The organism is Streptococcus sp. SP1, assembly GCF_030440005.1.
Lineage (GTDB): Bacteria > Bacillota > Bacilli > Lactobacillales > Streptococcaceae > Streptococcus > Streptococcus parasanguinis.
Genome location: NZ_JAQFJJ010000009.1, coordinates 1 through 15,555 on the forward strand (window position 1 = coordinate 1; position 15,555 = coordinate 15,555).

Below are 15,555 nucleotides of genomic sequence, written 5' to 3' on the forward strand. Positions count from 1 at the left end.
AGACGCAGTGGTTGAGTGGGCTCTACTACGCTGATTTCATCAGCTTTTACAGCCCTACTCAACTGTGCGGAGGTGGGACGACGAAATCGAATTCTAACGAATTACCGATTTCTGTCCCACTCTCACTTTTTTATTTTGCTTGATTTTCGACATAAAAGGCAATAACATCCGAAGTGTACTGGGCTGTGCCAGCTCCAAACTTGTCGATGTTTTCCTTGAATTCTGGATTATAGACATAGCCTTTGCCGATATGGCCAAAAACCTCTATAGAGCAGTCAAATCCATACGTTCGAATCGCGTCTAAAAGTTTGGCTGCTTCTTCTTGGTTTTCCGATGCTGTTACTGGCAAACCTGCTTGGAGGTTTTTCGCCAAGGCTTGAAAGACTTGATTAAAGGCTCTTGTCGCCTCATCTTCACGCCCCTTTTGGCGCTCGAGAGCCTGGTCCATGACTTCTTGACCATATTTCTCTACTGCTTCTTGGTGGTATTTTTGATTGTCTTGATAGCTAAATCCAGTGAATTTTTCCTCAATGGTCATTTTTCTTTCTCCTTTTTGTTCTTGAATGGTATTTTGCAAGGTAGAAATCAAGGTATCCAGACGTTGTCTTTCTTGAGTCAAATAGTCCAACTGTTTGGTCAAATGGGGCAATAAGTTAGATTTTTCTTCGGCTAAGAGTTCTGCTATTTGGTCTAAGGAAAATCCTAGATACTTGTAGTAGAGAATCACCTGTAATCGTTCTAAATCTTCTTGACTGTATGTCCTATAGCCATTTTCAGATTTGCCAGGAACGAGAAGTCCTATCTTGTCATAGTGGTGCAAGGTCTTGACAGAGACACCTGACAGCTCTGCAGCTTCTTTGATATGGTACATGATTTCCTCCTTACAAGGATAGTATAATCCCTCCCCTTAGGTCAGAGTCAAGGCTTAACATAAAAAAAGTTTTCAGATAAAAAAGGCTTGAGTTATTCCACAGCTTTTAACTCAAACCCTTTCTTTTTATGGATGACTCACGATCAATTCTAAACCTTGCCCTTCCAAAGTCCAGGATTCAACATCGCTCGGTAAGATAAAGTGGCTTCCTTTTTGAATAGGATAATCCTTTCCATCTACAGTCAATTTCCCTTCTCCGGCTAAGACGCTCAATAAGCTGTAATCGGCAGTCTTTTCGAAATCAGCTTTTCCAGTAAGTTCCCACTTATAAACGGTGAAGAAATCACTTGCAACCAAGGTGGTCATTCGAAGATCATCGACAACAACTGTATCTGGATGACTATTTGCCGGCTCACCGATGTTTAGCACATCAATCGATTTTTCCAAGTGAAGTTCCCGCAAGTTTCCTTGGTCATCCTTGCGATCAAAATCATAAACCCGGTAGGTGGTGTCACTCGACTGTTGGGTTTCAAGAATCAAAATTCCAGAACCAATGGCGTGCATGGTCCCACTTGGCACATAGAAGAAATCTCCAGCCTTGACAGGAACTTTGGTCAGCAAGGCATCCCAGTTTTTATCTTCGATTTGCTGGCGGAGTTCTTCTTTTGACTTGGCATTGTGTCCATAGATAATCTCAGATCCTTCATCAGCCGCAATCACGTACCAACACTCAGTTTTTCCAAGTTCTCCTTCATGCTCCATTGCATAGGTATCATCTGGGTGCACCTGTACACTGAGCCAATCGTTGGCATCCAAAATCTTTGTTAATAAAGGAAAGACAGGCTCTTTACGATTACCGAATAATTCCCGATGCTCTTGATAGAGCTGATCCAATCCCATTCCTTCGTATGGACCATTGGCTACTTTAGAAACTCCATGCGGATGGGCTGAAATCGCCCAAAATTCACCGACATGGTCGCTCGGAATTTCGTAACCAAATTCTTCTTTCAGACGAGTTCCTCCCCAAATTTTTTCCTGCATGACTGAATGTAAAAATAATGGTTGTCCCATAATATCCTCCTCGTATTTCATGTTTCTATTATACAAAAAAAAGAAAATTTTTGAAAGCCCTTTCTATTGTTTTCCTCTCTCGCCAGAAACTTCATTTTTGTGTATAATGAAAAGGATGACACTAAAAGAAAATATTATCCAACTGGCGCATTCCATTGGGATTTCAAAAATTGGATTTACAACCGCTGATGACTTCGCTTATTTGGAAAAATCGCTCCGCTTGGCCGTTGAGGAAGGACGGAACTCTGGATTCGAGCATAAGAATATTGAAGAGCGCATCCAACCCAAATTAAGTCTCTCCTCCGCCAAGACCATCATCTCAATCGCTGTCGCCTACCCCCACAAACTTAAGCAACAACCTCAAAAAACAGCCTATAAAAGAGGAAAATTCACTCCCAACAGCTGGGGATTAGACTACCATTATGTCCTTCAAGACAAGCTCAACCGTTTAGCTGCTGGGATTGAAGAAATGACGCAAGATTTTGAATACAAGGGCATGGTCGATACTGGAGCACTGGTTGATACGGCTGTCGCCCAACGAGCTGGTATTGGCTTTATCGGAAAAAATGGCTTGGTCATTTCAAAAGAATACGGTTCTTACATGTTTCTGGGGGAATTGATTACCAATCTCGAAATTGAACCAGATCAGCCTGTCGACTATGGTTGTGGAGACTGTCGACGTTGTTTAGATGCATGCCCAACCTCCTGTTTAATCGGAGATGGCTCTATGAATGCCAAACGCTGTTTGTCCTTCCAAACTCAGGACAAGGGCATGATGGACCTAGAATTTCGTAAGAAAATTAAAACGGTCATCTATGGATGTGACATCTGTCAGATTAGCTGCCCTTATAACAAAGGCCTAGATAATCCCCTGGCAACAGAAATCGATCCTGATCTGGCTCATCCAGAGTTGATTCCCTTTATAGAACTGTCCAACGGTCAATTTAAAGAAAAATTCGGACATGTTGCTGGAAGCTGGCGAGGCAAGAATATCCTCCAGCGCAATGCCATCATTGCACTAGCCAATGCCAATGACCGCTCAGCCATCCCTAAACTCCTGAACATCATCGAGACCTCGCAAAATCAGATCCATATTGCAACGGCTATCTGGTCTTTAGGGCAACTGCTCCGTGAAGTCACACCGGACCTTGTTGAGCTCTTACGGAATATCAAAAATCCGACCGATGCTATCATAGAAGAACGAACAGCTTTCTTTGAAAAATTCGGCATTCAAGCAGATTCACAGCTACAATGAAAAAACACTAAGATTGTAACCTTAGTGTTTTTTTAGTTCCTTCAAAAAATACCAACTTCCCATTTCTACTTGGTTAAAGCTAATCTCACTTGAATAGATTTCCTTGTAACCATTTTTCGTGTAAAAATAGACATTTCCTTTGGTATTGGTATAAAAGGCCAGTTTTTCCCCTTGGACCCCTTCCAAGAAAGGTTCAATTCCTTCTGTCATAAAGCGACTGCCATAGCCTTGACGTTGGTGTTTAGGGGCAACTGCGAGAAGCATCAAATACCAATCAAAGTCTACATTTTGCTCCAATTCCTTATCCGTGTCCTCCATAAATTTAAAGTAGGCCAGCATATTTTTCAAGGAAATAAACTTGAGTAAACCAAAGCCGCCATTTAAGAGATAGGCCCGAAAAGGAATCGGTCCTTTTTGCAACAAGGCAACTGCATAAATTTCATTATTTTTTTCTGCCACAAGGCACATATGGTGCTTGAGAAAAACCTTCACCAAGATGCGCATCATTTTCTCAACAAAAGCAGGGTATTGTTTCGGATCTCGAACTAAGTCTTTGATCACTCTTAAAAATAGGTACTCTTCAAAGGCGGCACTAGCCACTTGAACTACCCGATCCAGATCTGCTTTTTCGGCTTTTCTGTACTTCATCGCCTCTCCTCTTCTATGTTATCTTACTAGTATACAATACCAGCTGCCATTATACAAAGGTCATTTTTAAGCAATTTGTTCATTTAAACCAGCCAAAAAAGTCCTCCCCAGGCGAGTCCCAGTCCCCAAGCGACGAGGACATCCTTGGGATAATGAACCCCTCCAAGAACTCGGACAAGGGCTAATAGAAGAGATAGAAGCATGGAGCACATTCCTAGCGGAAGAGACAACTGACAGACACACATGGAGATAATGGTCGCCGAAAAAACATGTCGGCTAGGAAAGGAATGACCGGATGAATTTTTTTCTAATAAGGGTTGAATGTCCCATTTCTCATAAGGTCTCGGAACATTGACCCAATGACGAAAGAGGCTAAATAAGACAAAACCCGACGCAGGAATCCAGATGAAAGACCAGATTCCTCCCATTGAAGTTTTCTTTAAAAACAGCCAACAAAAGACCAGGACGTAGATGCCTGGCATGGCAAACGTCAAAATTCGATTCATCCTTTGAAGGACCTGTACAAGATATGGTTCTCTCGAAAAGGGCAGGGTTAGCCAACGATAAAATTTCGGATAATCTCGAAGGTTCGTTTTCATATTGGTCCCCCTGTCTTTTATCATTTTTGCGTACTACTAGTATACGCGATCCTTAGAAAACCTGTCAAGCAAGGCTTCTTTTTTCTTATTTCTAGCTTTTTTCTCACTATCAGGCATCTGAAGTCAATCTTATTCTCAACAAGATTCGTCTTTTCCATTCCTTCTTCCAGCATAAAAATAGGATAGAAGCACTCAGAATTGCCTTCTATCCTATTTTTCACTTTGCATGTTACGCCCTTTGTATCTTGTTGTTACGCCACTTCTTCTGTGAATTGGCTATTATAGAGATCAGCATAGAAGCCATTTTGGCTCATGAGTTCTTGGTGGTTACCCTGCTCGATAATATTTCCATCTTTCATCACGAGAATCAAATCCGCATTACGGATAGTGGACAAGCGATGGGCAATAACAAAGGAGGTTCGGCCTTCCATGAGTTTGTCCATAGCTTTTTGAATCAACTCTTCCGTACGGGTATCGACAGAAGAGGTTGCTTCATCCAAGATGAGGAGTGGGGCATCCTTCAAGAGGGCACGCGCAATGGTCAAAAGTTGCTTTTGACCAACGGACAAGGTCACTGAATCATCTAATACAGTATCATAGCCATTCGGCAAGGTCCGAATAAAGTGATGGACCCCAACCGCTCGAGTTGCCGCTTCGACCGCTTCATCTGAAATATCAGTTTGATTGAATACCAGATTCTCCCGAATGGTCCCCTCAAAGAGCCAGGTATCTTGTAAGACCATAGAGAAAGCATCATGAACTTCTTCACGGCTCATGGCCTTAGTATCCACACCATCGATGGCAATTTTACCAGCTTGAATGTCATAAAAGCGCATCAAGAGATTGACCATAGTGGTCTTACCAGCACCTGTCGGACCAACAATAGCCACTTTTTGCCCCGGTTTGGCTTCAGCAGTAAAGTCATGGATAATAGTCTTATCTGGTGAATAACCAAAGCGCACATGCTCAAAGGTGACATGACCTTTTGGCGCTTCCAATTGGCGTGTTTTTTGGGATTCATCTTCCATTTCTTCTTCGTCTAAGAATTCAAAGACACGCCCCATAGCAGCACTGGCTGATTGCAATTGGGTAATTCCTTGCGCCATTTGACCAATTGGTTGGGTAAAGATGCGGACATAGGTCATAAAGGCCACAATGGTCCCGATGGTAATATCCCCATTAATGGTGAGGACAGCCCCAACGATACAGACCATGACATATCCGAAATTCCCTACAAACTGCATCAAGGGCATCATGATACCAGAGAAGAATTGGGATTTCCACATGCTATGGTACAAATCTTGGTTGATAGCATCAAAATGATCTTTGGCCTGATGACGGCCATTATAGGAAATGACCACATTGTGTCCACTATAGATTTCTTCAACATAGCCTGAAACTTTGGCAAGATTATCTTGCTGCTGTTTAAACAAAGGCTGACTCTTGACCATAATGATGCTAGAAAGAGCAAAGCCTGCAAAGACGGAAAGGATAGCAGTCAAAGCTAGATGCCAGTCCGTCTTAAACATCATAAAGATGGAGCCAATCAATAAGACAATAGAAGAGACCATTTGAACCAAACTTTGGTTAAAGGATTGGGTCATGAGATCCACGTCATTGGTCACACGAGACAAAGTATCTCCTTGTTCATGGCTATCAAAATATTGGAGGGGTACACGATTGATCTTTTCAGCGATGGCATTGCGCAAGCGTTCCGCGAAGCGCTGAATCATGGTTGAGATAATGAAACTACTGCTGTAGGACACCAGTGCTCCAACTCCATAAAGAATGGCTAAGGTCAGGGCAATTGAAGTGATCTTGTCAATATCAATGGCGCCTCCCATCCCTTTTGTGATAGTATCCGTGATTTCTTTTAACTTATCCGGTCCAATAACCGTGATAATACTCGATACGACCGAAAAGAGGATAGCAATTCCAAAAAATAGGTGGAAGCCCTTCAAATAAGGAGAAAGTTGTCTCCAAAGGGACGATTCTTGTTTTGTTTTATGCATGTTCCAACTCCTCCTTAGACAATTGTGAATAGGCAATTTCTTGGTAGACTTCATTGGTCGCAAGCAATTCCTTGTGGGTACCTTGACCGACGACCTTCCCTTGATCCAAGACCAAAATCAAATCCGCATCCATAATGGTCGAAATCCGTTGGGCAACGATCAATTTGGTCGTATCTGCCAACTCTTCTTTTAGGGCTTGTCGCAAGATACGATCCGTTTTATAATCCAGGGCTGAGAAGGAATCATCAAAGATGAGGATCTCGGGCTTGCGTGCAAGGGCACGCGCAATGGCCAAACGTTGACGTTGTCCTCCAGAGAAGTTGCTTCCTCCTTGCGCTACTTCTGTATCCAAGTCCTTCTCTTTTGCGGCAACAAACTCTTTGGCTTGGGCCAATTCAAGAGCTTTCCAAATAGCTTCATCCTCTAATTTTCCTTGACTACTTTCTCCAAATTCCATATTGGAGCGAATAGTGCCACTGAAGAGCACTGCTTTTTGGGGAATGTAGCCGACTTTATTGTTCAATTCTTGGTGGCTATAGCCCTTGACATTGACGCCATCCACTAAGATCTTTCCTTCTGTCGCATCGTAAAAACGTGGGATTAAATTGACCAAAGTGGATTTACCAGAACCAGTTGATCCGATGAAGGCAACAGTTTGTCCTTTCTGAGCTGAGAAGGTCACGTGTTCAATCACAGCACGAGAAGTCCGTCCATAGCGAAAGGAAACATCTTGAAATTCTACACTTCCTTTTTCTCCAGACTCAGTATTGGACTCAGATGGAAAATCAACAGACGGCTCTAGAGCCAAGACCTGATTAATCCGTTTTGCGGATACCAAAGCACGAGGAAGAATAATCAAGATGGCCACCATCATCATAAAGCCAATGACAACCTGCATGGCGTAAGAGGAGAAGGTGATCATATCGGAGAAGACCTTGGTCCGATCCGCTAATGCAGGACTGGTGAAGATCTTTGTAGGATCTTTTGGCATGGCGATATCATTGATCAAGTGCGCCCCAATCCAGTAGATAGCAAGGGTCAACCCACTTGATACCACTGTCATGACAGGGTTCATCAAAGACATCAAACGGTAAACAAAGAGATTTAGACGGGTTAAGCCCTTGTTTTCAGCCTGGAATTTTTCATTTTGATAAGCTTCCGCATTGTAAGCACGGACCACGCGCACTCCTGTCAAACTCTCCCGTGTCGTTGCATTCAAGGCATCGGTCAAGCCCTGAACCTTTTGCTGGCGCGGAAAGGCAATCAGAACCAGAACAGAAAGCAGAATCAAGACCATCAAGACTGCTATCCCAACAGACGTTGTCCAAGCATCGCTCTTGCCCCAAATCTTGGTCAAAGCCCAAATTGCCATAATGGGACCACGCGTCACGACTTGCATCCCCATGACGATCATGATTTGTAACTGGGTCAAATCATTGGTCGTCCGAGTCAAAAGAGAGGGAACGGAGAATTTCTTGATCTCGGCATCAGAGTAATCCATCACTTGATGAAAAATCTCTCCTCGAAGTCGCGTCGTAAAGCTGGCAGCGACTCTTGAAGCTAAAAAGCCCACAAAAACTGCCATCAAAAAGCTTCCAAAAGAGAAGAGCAACATCTTGCTTCCCGGATCCATGATATCCGAAACCTTGGTCCCCTCCTTGGCTAAGAGGGTCGTGATATCGGATAAGTATTCAGGAGTCTTTAAATCCATCCAAACAGCCAGACAGATAAAGACCGTACTAAGGGCAATCATGCCCCATTCTTTGGCGGTTAACCGCCGAAACATATTGATCATTCCTCGCTCCTTTTTTTCATATTCTCATAAAATTGATGCATGACCTTGAAAAAGATGGCCAATTCTTCTTCTGATACACCAGCCATCATCTTCTGGTCCACTTCCTCAAAGAATTGTTTCATGTCACTCAACTTGTTTTTCACACTGTCTGTTAGGTAGACATACTTGGCCCGTTTATCGGTCGGACTAGGCTCTAAATAAATAAAGCCATTTTTCTCCATCCGCTTGATCAGGTTACTCGTCACGGATTTTGCGATATGAAGTTCCTGCTCAACATCCCGAATCAAGGTCACTTTTCCCTCCTTTTCACGATGAGATAAGAAGCTCAATACCTGACCTTGGGGTCCTGCACTAAATTCAAGCCCCTGCTTCTTGGCCTCTCTTTCTACCATGAGGTGAATGAGATGGCCGATCTTTTTAAATTCTTGTAACGGTTTGTCCATCATTCCTCCAAATAGTTCTCTTAAGAACTTTAAAGTTACTATGAGAACTATTTTAACACGAAAAAGATCCCTGTCAAGAAAAAAGTTTCCATAAAAACTAAAAAAATGGAGCCGAATCGACTCCATCCTTCATCTTTAGATAATAATGCCTTCTAGATGATCCATTTCATGCTGACAGATCTGGGCTGGAAAGCCTGACAAATGAATTGTTTTTGCTTTCCAAGTCACATCTCGATAGGCCACTGAAATCTCCTCATAACGAGTGGTCGGCCGACTCCCTACCAAGGACAAGCATCCTTCCTCTGTTTGATAAGGCTTTTTCTTTTCAAGGAGAACCGGATTAAACAGGACCAGATTTTCATTGCCCATTCGGATGATAATCGCCCGTTTTTTCACCCCGATCATATTAGCCGCTAAACCAACACACTCAAGGAGATGAGCATTTAAGGTGTCCTGCAAATCCAAAGCCAAAGTGCGATCCTCAGGTGTCGCTTCTTCTGACTTTTGACCCAAGAATAAGACATCTTTTACAATATTCTTTTTCATTCCTTCCTCACTTCTTGATAGATAGACGAAAGAAGAGAGTGGGACAGAAATCGGTAATTCGTTTGAATTCGATTTCGTCGTCCCAACTCCGCACAGTTGAGTAGGGCTGTAAAAGCTGATGAAATCAGCGTAGTAGAGCCCACTCAACCACTGCGTCTTACTCGACAATCCAAAAATAATTGAGAGGCTAGGACTTTTGTCCCAGCCTCCTTGCTCTTGTTTCTAACCTCTAAGAGACAATTGCTTCTTATTTTTTAAGCTTCTCGCTCACTTCTTTTGCAAGGACAAAGTTCCCCAAGGTCGCTGAACCATTGCCGGCAACTGCAGGTGTCACAATATAATCTCTCACATCAGGTACAGGGAGGTAACCGTTTAAGAGGGCGGTAAATTTCGTGCGAACACGATCTAACATATGTTGTTGAGCCATGACTCCTCCTCCAAAGACAATGACGTCTGGGCGGAAGGTAACTGTCGCATTCACTGCTGCTTGTGCGATGTAGTAGGCTTGAATGTCCCATACATTGCTATTGAGTTCAATGTTTTCCCCACGAATACCCGTACGAGCTTCCAGACTAGGACCCGCCGCAAAGCCTTCTAAACAGCCATTGTGGAAAGGACAAACACCCTTGAATTCTTTTTCCACATCCATTGGGTGTTGAGCCACATAGTAGTGTCCCATTTCTGGGTGTCCAGCTCCCCCGATAAACTCACCACGTTGGATGACACCAGCTCCGATTCCTGTTCCGATTGTATAGTAAACCAAGTTTTCGATATGACCACCCGCGTTATTGCGTGCGACCACTTCTCCATAGGCAGAACTATTCACATCTGTCGTGAAATAGATAGGTACATTCAAGGCACGACGGAAAGCCCCAACGATATCTACATTGGCCCAATTTGGTTTTGGAGTCGTTGTGATGAAACCATAAGTGTTTGAATTTGGATCGATATCAATTGGTCCAAATGATCCAATCGCAAGCCCAACTAAATCCTCAAATTTTGAGAAAAATTCAATACACTTATCAATAGTCTCAATTGGCTTGGTTGTTGGAAATTGTACTTTTTCCACAACATTATAGTTTTCATCACCAACTGCACAAACAAATTTTGTACCGCCAGCTTCCAAACTTCCATATAATTTTGTCATGTTGGCTCCTTTTTTATTATGAAAAATATCCTGTATTTATTATAGCATATTTTGTGGTCAATCTTTTTCTCTTCTCTAAAGAAAAAACACACCTTTTTTTGAGAAATAAAATTCAAGGACTGGAGATGATAGACCAGTCCTTGAGAACTTATTGTTTCGATTAAGCTTTGACTTCGATGATCGCATCACCCTTCGCAACAGATCCAGTTGCAACAGGTGTGACAGAAGCAAAGTCAGCTGTGTTAGTGACGATCACCATAGTTGTGTCTTCAAGACCAGCTGCGGCAATTTTCGCTGCATCAAATGTACCAAGGACATCACCAGCTTTGACTTTATCGCCTTGAGCTACTTTTTGATCAAATCCTTCACCATTCATTGATACTGTATCAATCCCAACGTGGATCAAGATTTCAGCACCATTAGCTGTTTTCAAACCGTAAGCATGTCCAGTCGCAAAAGCAATAGTTACTTCAGCATCTGCTGGTGCATAGACAACGCCTTCAGTTGGTTTGATGGCAATCCCTTTTCCCATCGCTCCACTTGAGAAGACAGGATCATTCACATCAGCAAGCGCTACAGCACTACCAACGATAGGTGAGATGATCGTTTCATCTTGAAGAGATGCAGGAACATTTCCAGTTGTTTCTTCTTCAACCAGACGTTCAGTTGTCGCATTTTCAGAAGCAACCACAGGAGCTTCATCTTCATAACCAAACATGTAAGTCAATGCAAATCCAAGCGCAAATGAAACTGCTACCATAAGCAAATATTGAGCAAGTTGACCATTACCAATATAAAGCATTGTACCAGGAATGATAGTGATACCATTACCTGTTCCAGCAAGTCCAAGGAGAGATGCCAATCCACCACCGATTGCACCTGCGATCAATGAAAGGAAGAATGGTTTACGGAAACGCAAGTTAACCCCGAAGATAGCAGGCTCAGTGATACCGAGGAAGGCAGAAAGTGCTGCTGGGAAAGCTAAAGCTTTCAATTTTGCATTTTTAGTTTTCACAGCTACTGCAACTGTCGCAGCACCTTGGGCTGTCATTGCTGCAGTAATGATCGCATTAAACGGATTAGCATGATCGGCTGCTAACAATTGAACTTCAAGCAAGTTAAAGATATGGTGGACACCAGATACGACAATCAATTGGTGAACTCCACCAATAAGCAATCCACCAAGACCAAATGGCAAGCTAAGAATTGCTTTTGTACCAATTAAGATATACGTTTCAACTACGTGGAAAACTGGCCCAATAACGAATAATCCAAGAATTGACATCACGAAGAGTGTCACGAATGGAGTAACCAAAAGATCTAATACATCCGGAACTACTTTTCGAAGTGATTTTTCAAATTTTGCTCCAAGAACCCCGATAATAAAGGCTGGAAGAACAGACCCTTGCAAACCTACAACCGGAACGAAGCCAAAGAATTTCATGGCAGTCACTTCACCACCACTAGCAACAGCCCAAGCATTTGGAAGTGAACCTGAAACAAGCATCATACCAAGTACAATACCCACTGCCGGATTTCCACCAAATACACGGAAAGTTGACCAAACAACAAGACCTGGCAAGATAATAAAGGCTGTATCTGTTAAGATTTGGGTGTAAGTTGTGATATCTTCTGGTAGAGTCACACCAAGGGCATTCACTAAACCACGAACACCCATGAAAAGACCAGTCGCTACAATAACTGGAATAATTGGTACAAAGACATCACCGAAAGTACGGATCGCGCGTTGGAACCAATTTCCTTGTTTAGCTGCTTCAGCTTTCATCTCAGCCTTAGTTGAGGTTGGTAATCCAAGAGCTACTACTTCATCGTAGATCTTGTTTACAGTACCAGTACCAAAGATGATTTGGTATTGACCTGAGTTAAAGAAAGCACCTTGTACTTTTTCGATATTCTCAACAACATCTTTGTTGATTTTTGATTCATCTTTTACCATCACGCGAAGACGAGTCGCACAGTGAGCAACACTGCTAACGTTCTCAACCCCACCGATTGCATCGATGACCTGCTTTGCAATTTCTGTATTTGACATTTTGCAAAAATCTCCTTGTTTTTTGTAATGTAAACGGTTAAACCGTTTCTACGTTTTCAATTGTACCACGTATTGAAAATATGTCAACCGTTTTGCAGGATTTTTTTGAAACTTTTTAAACTATTTTGACAGCTTTTGATAGGATGTAAGAATTTTCATTCACATAATCGCTTTAGTAGCGCTGTCAAAGGGTGCTTCCTAGTTTTTTTGTTTTCAAAAACTTTCATATTTTCATTCGTTTTCATTTTTAATCCTCTTTAAAACTCCTTCTTGCAGGTGTCAAGCGTTTGACATTTTTAGCTGTTTTTTCCATTTATCACTTGCATTTTTAATGGGAAATCTGTACTATGGAAGTAAGAAAAAATTCGGAGGAATAAAATGGAATGGACAACTGAACGTCGTTACCGACGTTACGAAGACTGGACAAGGGAGGAAAAGCAAGCCATCCAAGATCTTATGGCGAAATCTCCTTGGCATACACACTATCATGTTGAGCCAAAAGCTGGTCTCTTAAATGATCCTAACGGTTTTTCCTACTTTGATGGAAAATGGATCTTGTTTTACCAAAATTTCCCATTTGGTGCAGCCCATGGGTTAAAATCATGGGTACAAACAGAAAGTGAAGACTTGGTTCATTTCAAAGAAACTGGGGTAACGCTTCTTCCAGACACAGATCTGGATAGCCACGGAGCTTATTCTGGTTCTGCTATGCAGTTTGATGACAAACTTTTCTTATTCTATACTGGAAATGTTCGTGATGCTGAATGGGTCCGTCATCCCTACCAAGTCGGTGCTTTGATGGACAAAGAAGGAAAGATTGAAAAAATTGACAAAATCTTGATTGATCAACCGGCTGACTCCACTGATCACTTCCGTGACCCACAGATTTTTATCTTTAAAGATCAATACTACGCCATCGTTGGCGGGCAAGACCTTGAGAAGAAAGGATTCATCCGTCTCTACAAGGCTGTAGATAATGACTATACCAACTGGGTTGCAGTCGGTGACTTGGATTTTGCAAATGACCGGACAGCTTATATGATGGAGTGTCCCAACCTCGTCTTTGTTGGAGACCAACCCGTTCTCCTCTACTGTCCTCAAGGATTGGACAAATCAGTCCTCGATTATGACAATATCTATCCAAATATGTACAAGATTGGGGCAAGCTTTGACCCAGAAAAGGCCAAAATGGTCGATGTATCTGAATTACATAATCTTGACTACGGTTTTGAAGCCTATGCCACTCAAGGATTCAATGCACCTGATGGGCGTGCCTATGCTGTTAGCTGGTTAGGTCTTCCTGACGTTTCTTATCCAACCGATTCCTATGACTACCAAGGTGCTCTTTCGCTGGTCAAAGAATTAACCATCAAAGATGGCAAGCTCTACCAATACCCAGTTGAAGCAATCAAGGACTTGCGCGCTGAGAGTGAGGAATTTGCCAACAAGGCACAAACCAAGAACTGCTATGAATTGGAATTGCAGTTTGAAAAAGATAGCCTGAACGAAATCGTCCTCTTTGCAGATGCAGAAGGAAAGGGCTTAGTTCTCACATTTGATCTAGCTAAAGGATTGGTCACAGTGGATCGTAGCCAGGCAGGCGAGCAATATGCCCAAGACTTCGGTACGAGCCGTAGTTGCACGATCGCTAACCAAGCGACAACTGCTAATATTTTCATTGACAATTCGATTTTTGAAATCTTTATCAATAAAGGAGAAAAAGTATTTTCTGGTCGGGTCTACCCACATGCAGATCAAAATGGAATCTTGATCAAGTCTGGAACCCTTACTGGAACTTACTACGAACTTGATTATGGTCGCAAAGCTAACTGATGTCGCCAAACTTGCTGGCGTCAGCCCTACTACTGTCTCACGGGTGATCAATAACAAAGGGTACCTGTCTGAAAAAACGATCCAAAAAGTCCAAGAAGCCATGAGAGAATTGGGCTATAAACCCAATAATGTCGCACGTAGCTTGCAAGGAAAGTCAGCCAAGTTAGTTGGCCTAATCTTTCCCAACATCAGTCATGTTTTCTACGCTGAATTGATCGATAAATTAGAACACCAACTTTTTAAACATGGCTATAAGACCATCATCTGCAATAGTGAACATAACTCTGAAAAAGAGCGCGAATATATTGAAATGTTGGAAGCGAATCAAGTAGATGGTATCATTTCAGGAAGTCACAACTTAGGAATCGATGATTATAACCGGGTGACCGCTCCCATCATTGCCTTTGACCGCAACCTCTCCCCAGAAATCCCTGTTGTCTCTTCAGATAACTACGCCGGCGGGGTCCTAGCTGCAGAAACCTTAGCTAAAACAGGTTCCCAAAACATCATCATGATCACAGGAAATGATAATTCGAATTCCCCGACAGGTTTGCGTCATGCTGGCTTTGCTTCCGTCCTTCCTGATGCTCCAATCATTAATGTTTCCAGTGATTTTTCTCCTATTCGCAAAGAAATGGAAATCAAACAGATCTTAACCCACCAAAAACCAGATGCTATTTTTGCATCAGATGATTTGACGGCTATCTTGATCATGAAAGTTGCAAAAGAGTTAGAACTCCAGATTCCTCAAGATCTTAAAGTAATCGGCTATGATGGCACTCAATTTATCGAAAATTATACTCCTGAACTGACAACCATCCAACAACCTCTTAAAGATATTGCGATCCTCATGGTTGATCTTTTACTTCAAAAAATTGAAGGAAAAAAAGTAACGACAACGGGTTATTTCTTACCTGTTAGCCTCCATTCTGGAAAAAGTGTCTAAAACAACCCCTACAGTTCTATACTGTAGGGGGTATTATTCGTCAAAAAAAGGCTGGGCAAAAACTGTCTAGCCTTTTATATTTAATAGAAATAACTGTATGACGCAGTGGTTGATTGCTCAAAGCACTGCTTTGAGGTGGTGGATAGGACTTGCGAAGCAAGTTTCCTAAGTATTTGTTCGCCTTTTAAGCTCCAAAGATGACCTAATGAGGGAAACAAAGTTTCCTTTATCCACAACCTTCAACAGTCTCCCAGACTGTTGAAGCTATGCGTGGGTGGGAAAATTGAAAAGGTTTGGGGAACCTTTTCAACCTTATTTAATTTTAAGAGTTCTTTC

The 15,555-nt window shown here is 42.3% G+C and carries 13 protein-coding genes; 3 read left to right on the plus strand and 10 right to left on the minus strand.

What is annotated here, in order from left to right; genetic code table 11:
- Nucleotides 1–130: 130 nt before the first annotated feature.
- Both PCY07_RS05880 and manA read right to left on the minus strand, forming a co-directional pair.
- A complete protein-coding gene (locus PCY07_RS05880; protein WP_301355963.1) occupies nucleotides 131–871 on the minus strand; it encodes a MerR family transcriptional regulator in 741 nt (246 codons plus the stop codon).
- A gap of 126 nt (nucleotides 872–997) precedes the next feature.
- Entirely contained in the window at nucleotides 998–1,942 is a 945-nt protein-coding gene (manA, locus tag PCY07_RS05885) for a mannose-6-phosphate isomerase, class I (protein WP_301355961.1), read from the minus strand.
- A gap of 115 nt (nucleotides 1,943–2,057) precedes the next feature.
- On the opposite strand from manA, the gene queG reads away from it, so the two are divergent.
- Nucleotides 2,058–3,197: a tRNA epoxyqueuosine(34) reductase QueG gene (gene queG, locus PCY07_RS05890; RefSeq protein WP_301355959.1), complete on the plus strand. Its 1,140-nt coding sequence runs from the start codon at nucleotides 2,058–2,060 to the stop codon at nucleotides 3,195–3,197.
- 21 nt (nucleotides 3,198–3,218) lie between these two features.
- Here the strand turns inward: queG and PCY07_RS05895 are convergent, their stop codons facing one another.
- From PCY07_RS05895 to PCY07_RS05930, 8 genes are all read right to left on the minus strand, one after another.
- Nucleotides 3,219–3,845 (minus strand): GNAT family N-acetyltransferase, encoded by a 627-nt coding sequence (locus PCY07_RS05895; RefSeq protein ID WP_301355956.1) that lies wholly within the window; start codon nucleotides 3,843–3,845, stop codon nucleotides 3,219–3,221.
- 83 nt (nucleotides 3,846–3,928) lie between these two features.
- Nucleotides 3,929–4,444: a phosphatase PAP2 family protein gene (locus PCY07_RS05900; protein ID WP_041818498.1), complete on the minus strand. Its 516-nt coding sequence runs from the start codon at nucleotides 4,442–4,444 to the stop codon at nucleotides 3,929–3,931.
- Nucleotides 4,445–4,695: 251 nt separating this feature from the next.
- A complete protein-coding gene (locus PCY07_RS05905; protein ID WP_301355954.1) occupies nucleotides 4,696–6,456 on the minus strand; it encodes an ABC transporter ATP-binding protein in 1,761 nt (586 codons plus the stop codon).
- A complete protein-coding gene (locus PCY07_RS05910; RefSeq protein WP_301355951.1) occupies nucleotides 6,449–8,251 on the minus strand; it encodes an ABC transporter ATP-binding protein in 1,803 nt (600 codons plus the stop codon). The genes PCY07_RS05905 and PCY07_RS05910 overlap by 8 nt, the downstream gene beginning before the upstream one ends.
- The gene (locus tag PCY07_RS05915) at nucleotides 8,248–8,694 is read right to left on the minus strand and encodes a MarR family transcriptional regulator (protein ID WP_301355949.1); all 447 of its coding nucleotides are present in this window, start codon (nucleotides 8,692–8,694) and stop codon (nucleotides 8,248–8,250) included. The genes PCY07_RS05910 and PCY07_RS05915 overlap by 4 nt, the downstream gene beginning before the upstream one ends.
- Before the next feature lie 135 nt (nucleotides 8,695–8,829).
- Nucleotides 8,830–9,240, minus strand: coding sequence for a peptide deformylase (locus PCY07_RS05920; RefSeq protein WP_301355948.1), 411 nt, complete (start codon nucleotides 9,238–9,240; stop codon nucleotides 8,830–8,832).
- A gap of 247 nt (nucleotides 9,241–9,487) precedes the next feature.
- The gene (scrK, locus tag PCY07_RS05925; RefSeq protein ID WP_003016958.1) at nucleotides 9,488–10,387 is read right to left on the minus strand and encodes a fructokinase ScrK; all 900 of its coding nucleotides are present in this window, start codon (nucleotides 10,385–10,387) and stop codon (nucleotides 9,488–9,490) included.
- A 160-nt stretch (nucleotides 10,388–10,547) separates the two neighbouring features.
- Nucleotides 10,548–12,440: a sucrose-specific PTS transporter subunit IIBC gene (locus PCY07_RS05930; RefSeq protein WP_301355946.1), complete on the minus strand. Its 1,893-nt coding sequence runs from the start codon at nucleotides 12,438–12,440 to the stop codon at nucleotides 10,548–10,550.
- Between the two features lie 378 nt (nucleotides 12,441–12,818).
- Here PCY07_RS05930 and PCY07_RS05935 point away from each other — a divergent pair, with 378 nt between their 5' ends.
- Together PCY07_RS05935 and PCY07_RS05940 are read left to right on the plus strand one after the other, a co-directional pair.
- Entirely contained in the window at nucleotides 12,819–14,273 is a 1,455-nt protein-coding gene (locus tag PCY07_RS05935) for a sucrose-6-phosphate hydrolase (protein ID WP_301355943.1), read from the plus strand.
- The gene (locus tag PCY07_RS05940; RefSeq protein WP_003016955.1) at nucleotides 14,254–15,219 is read left to right on the plus strand and encodes a LacI family DNA-binding transcriptional regulator; all 966 of its coding nucleotides are present in this window, start codon (nucleotides 14,254–14,256) and stop codon (nucleotides 15,217–15,219) included. Before PCY07_RS05935 ends, PCY07_RS05940 begins: the two co-directional genes overlap by 20 nt.
- Nucleotides 15,220–15,555: the final 336 nt, after the last annotated feature.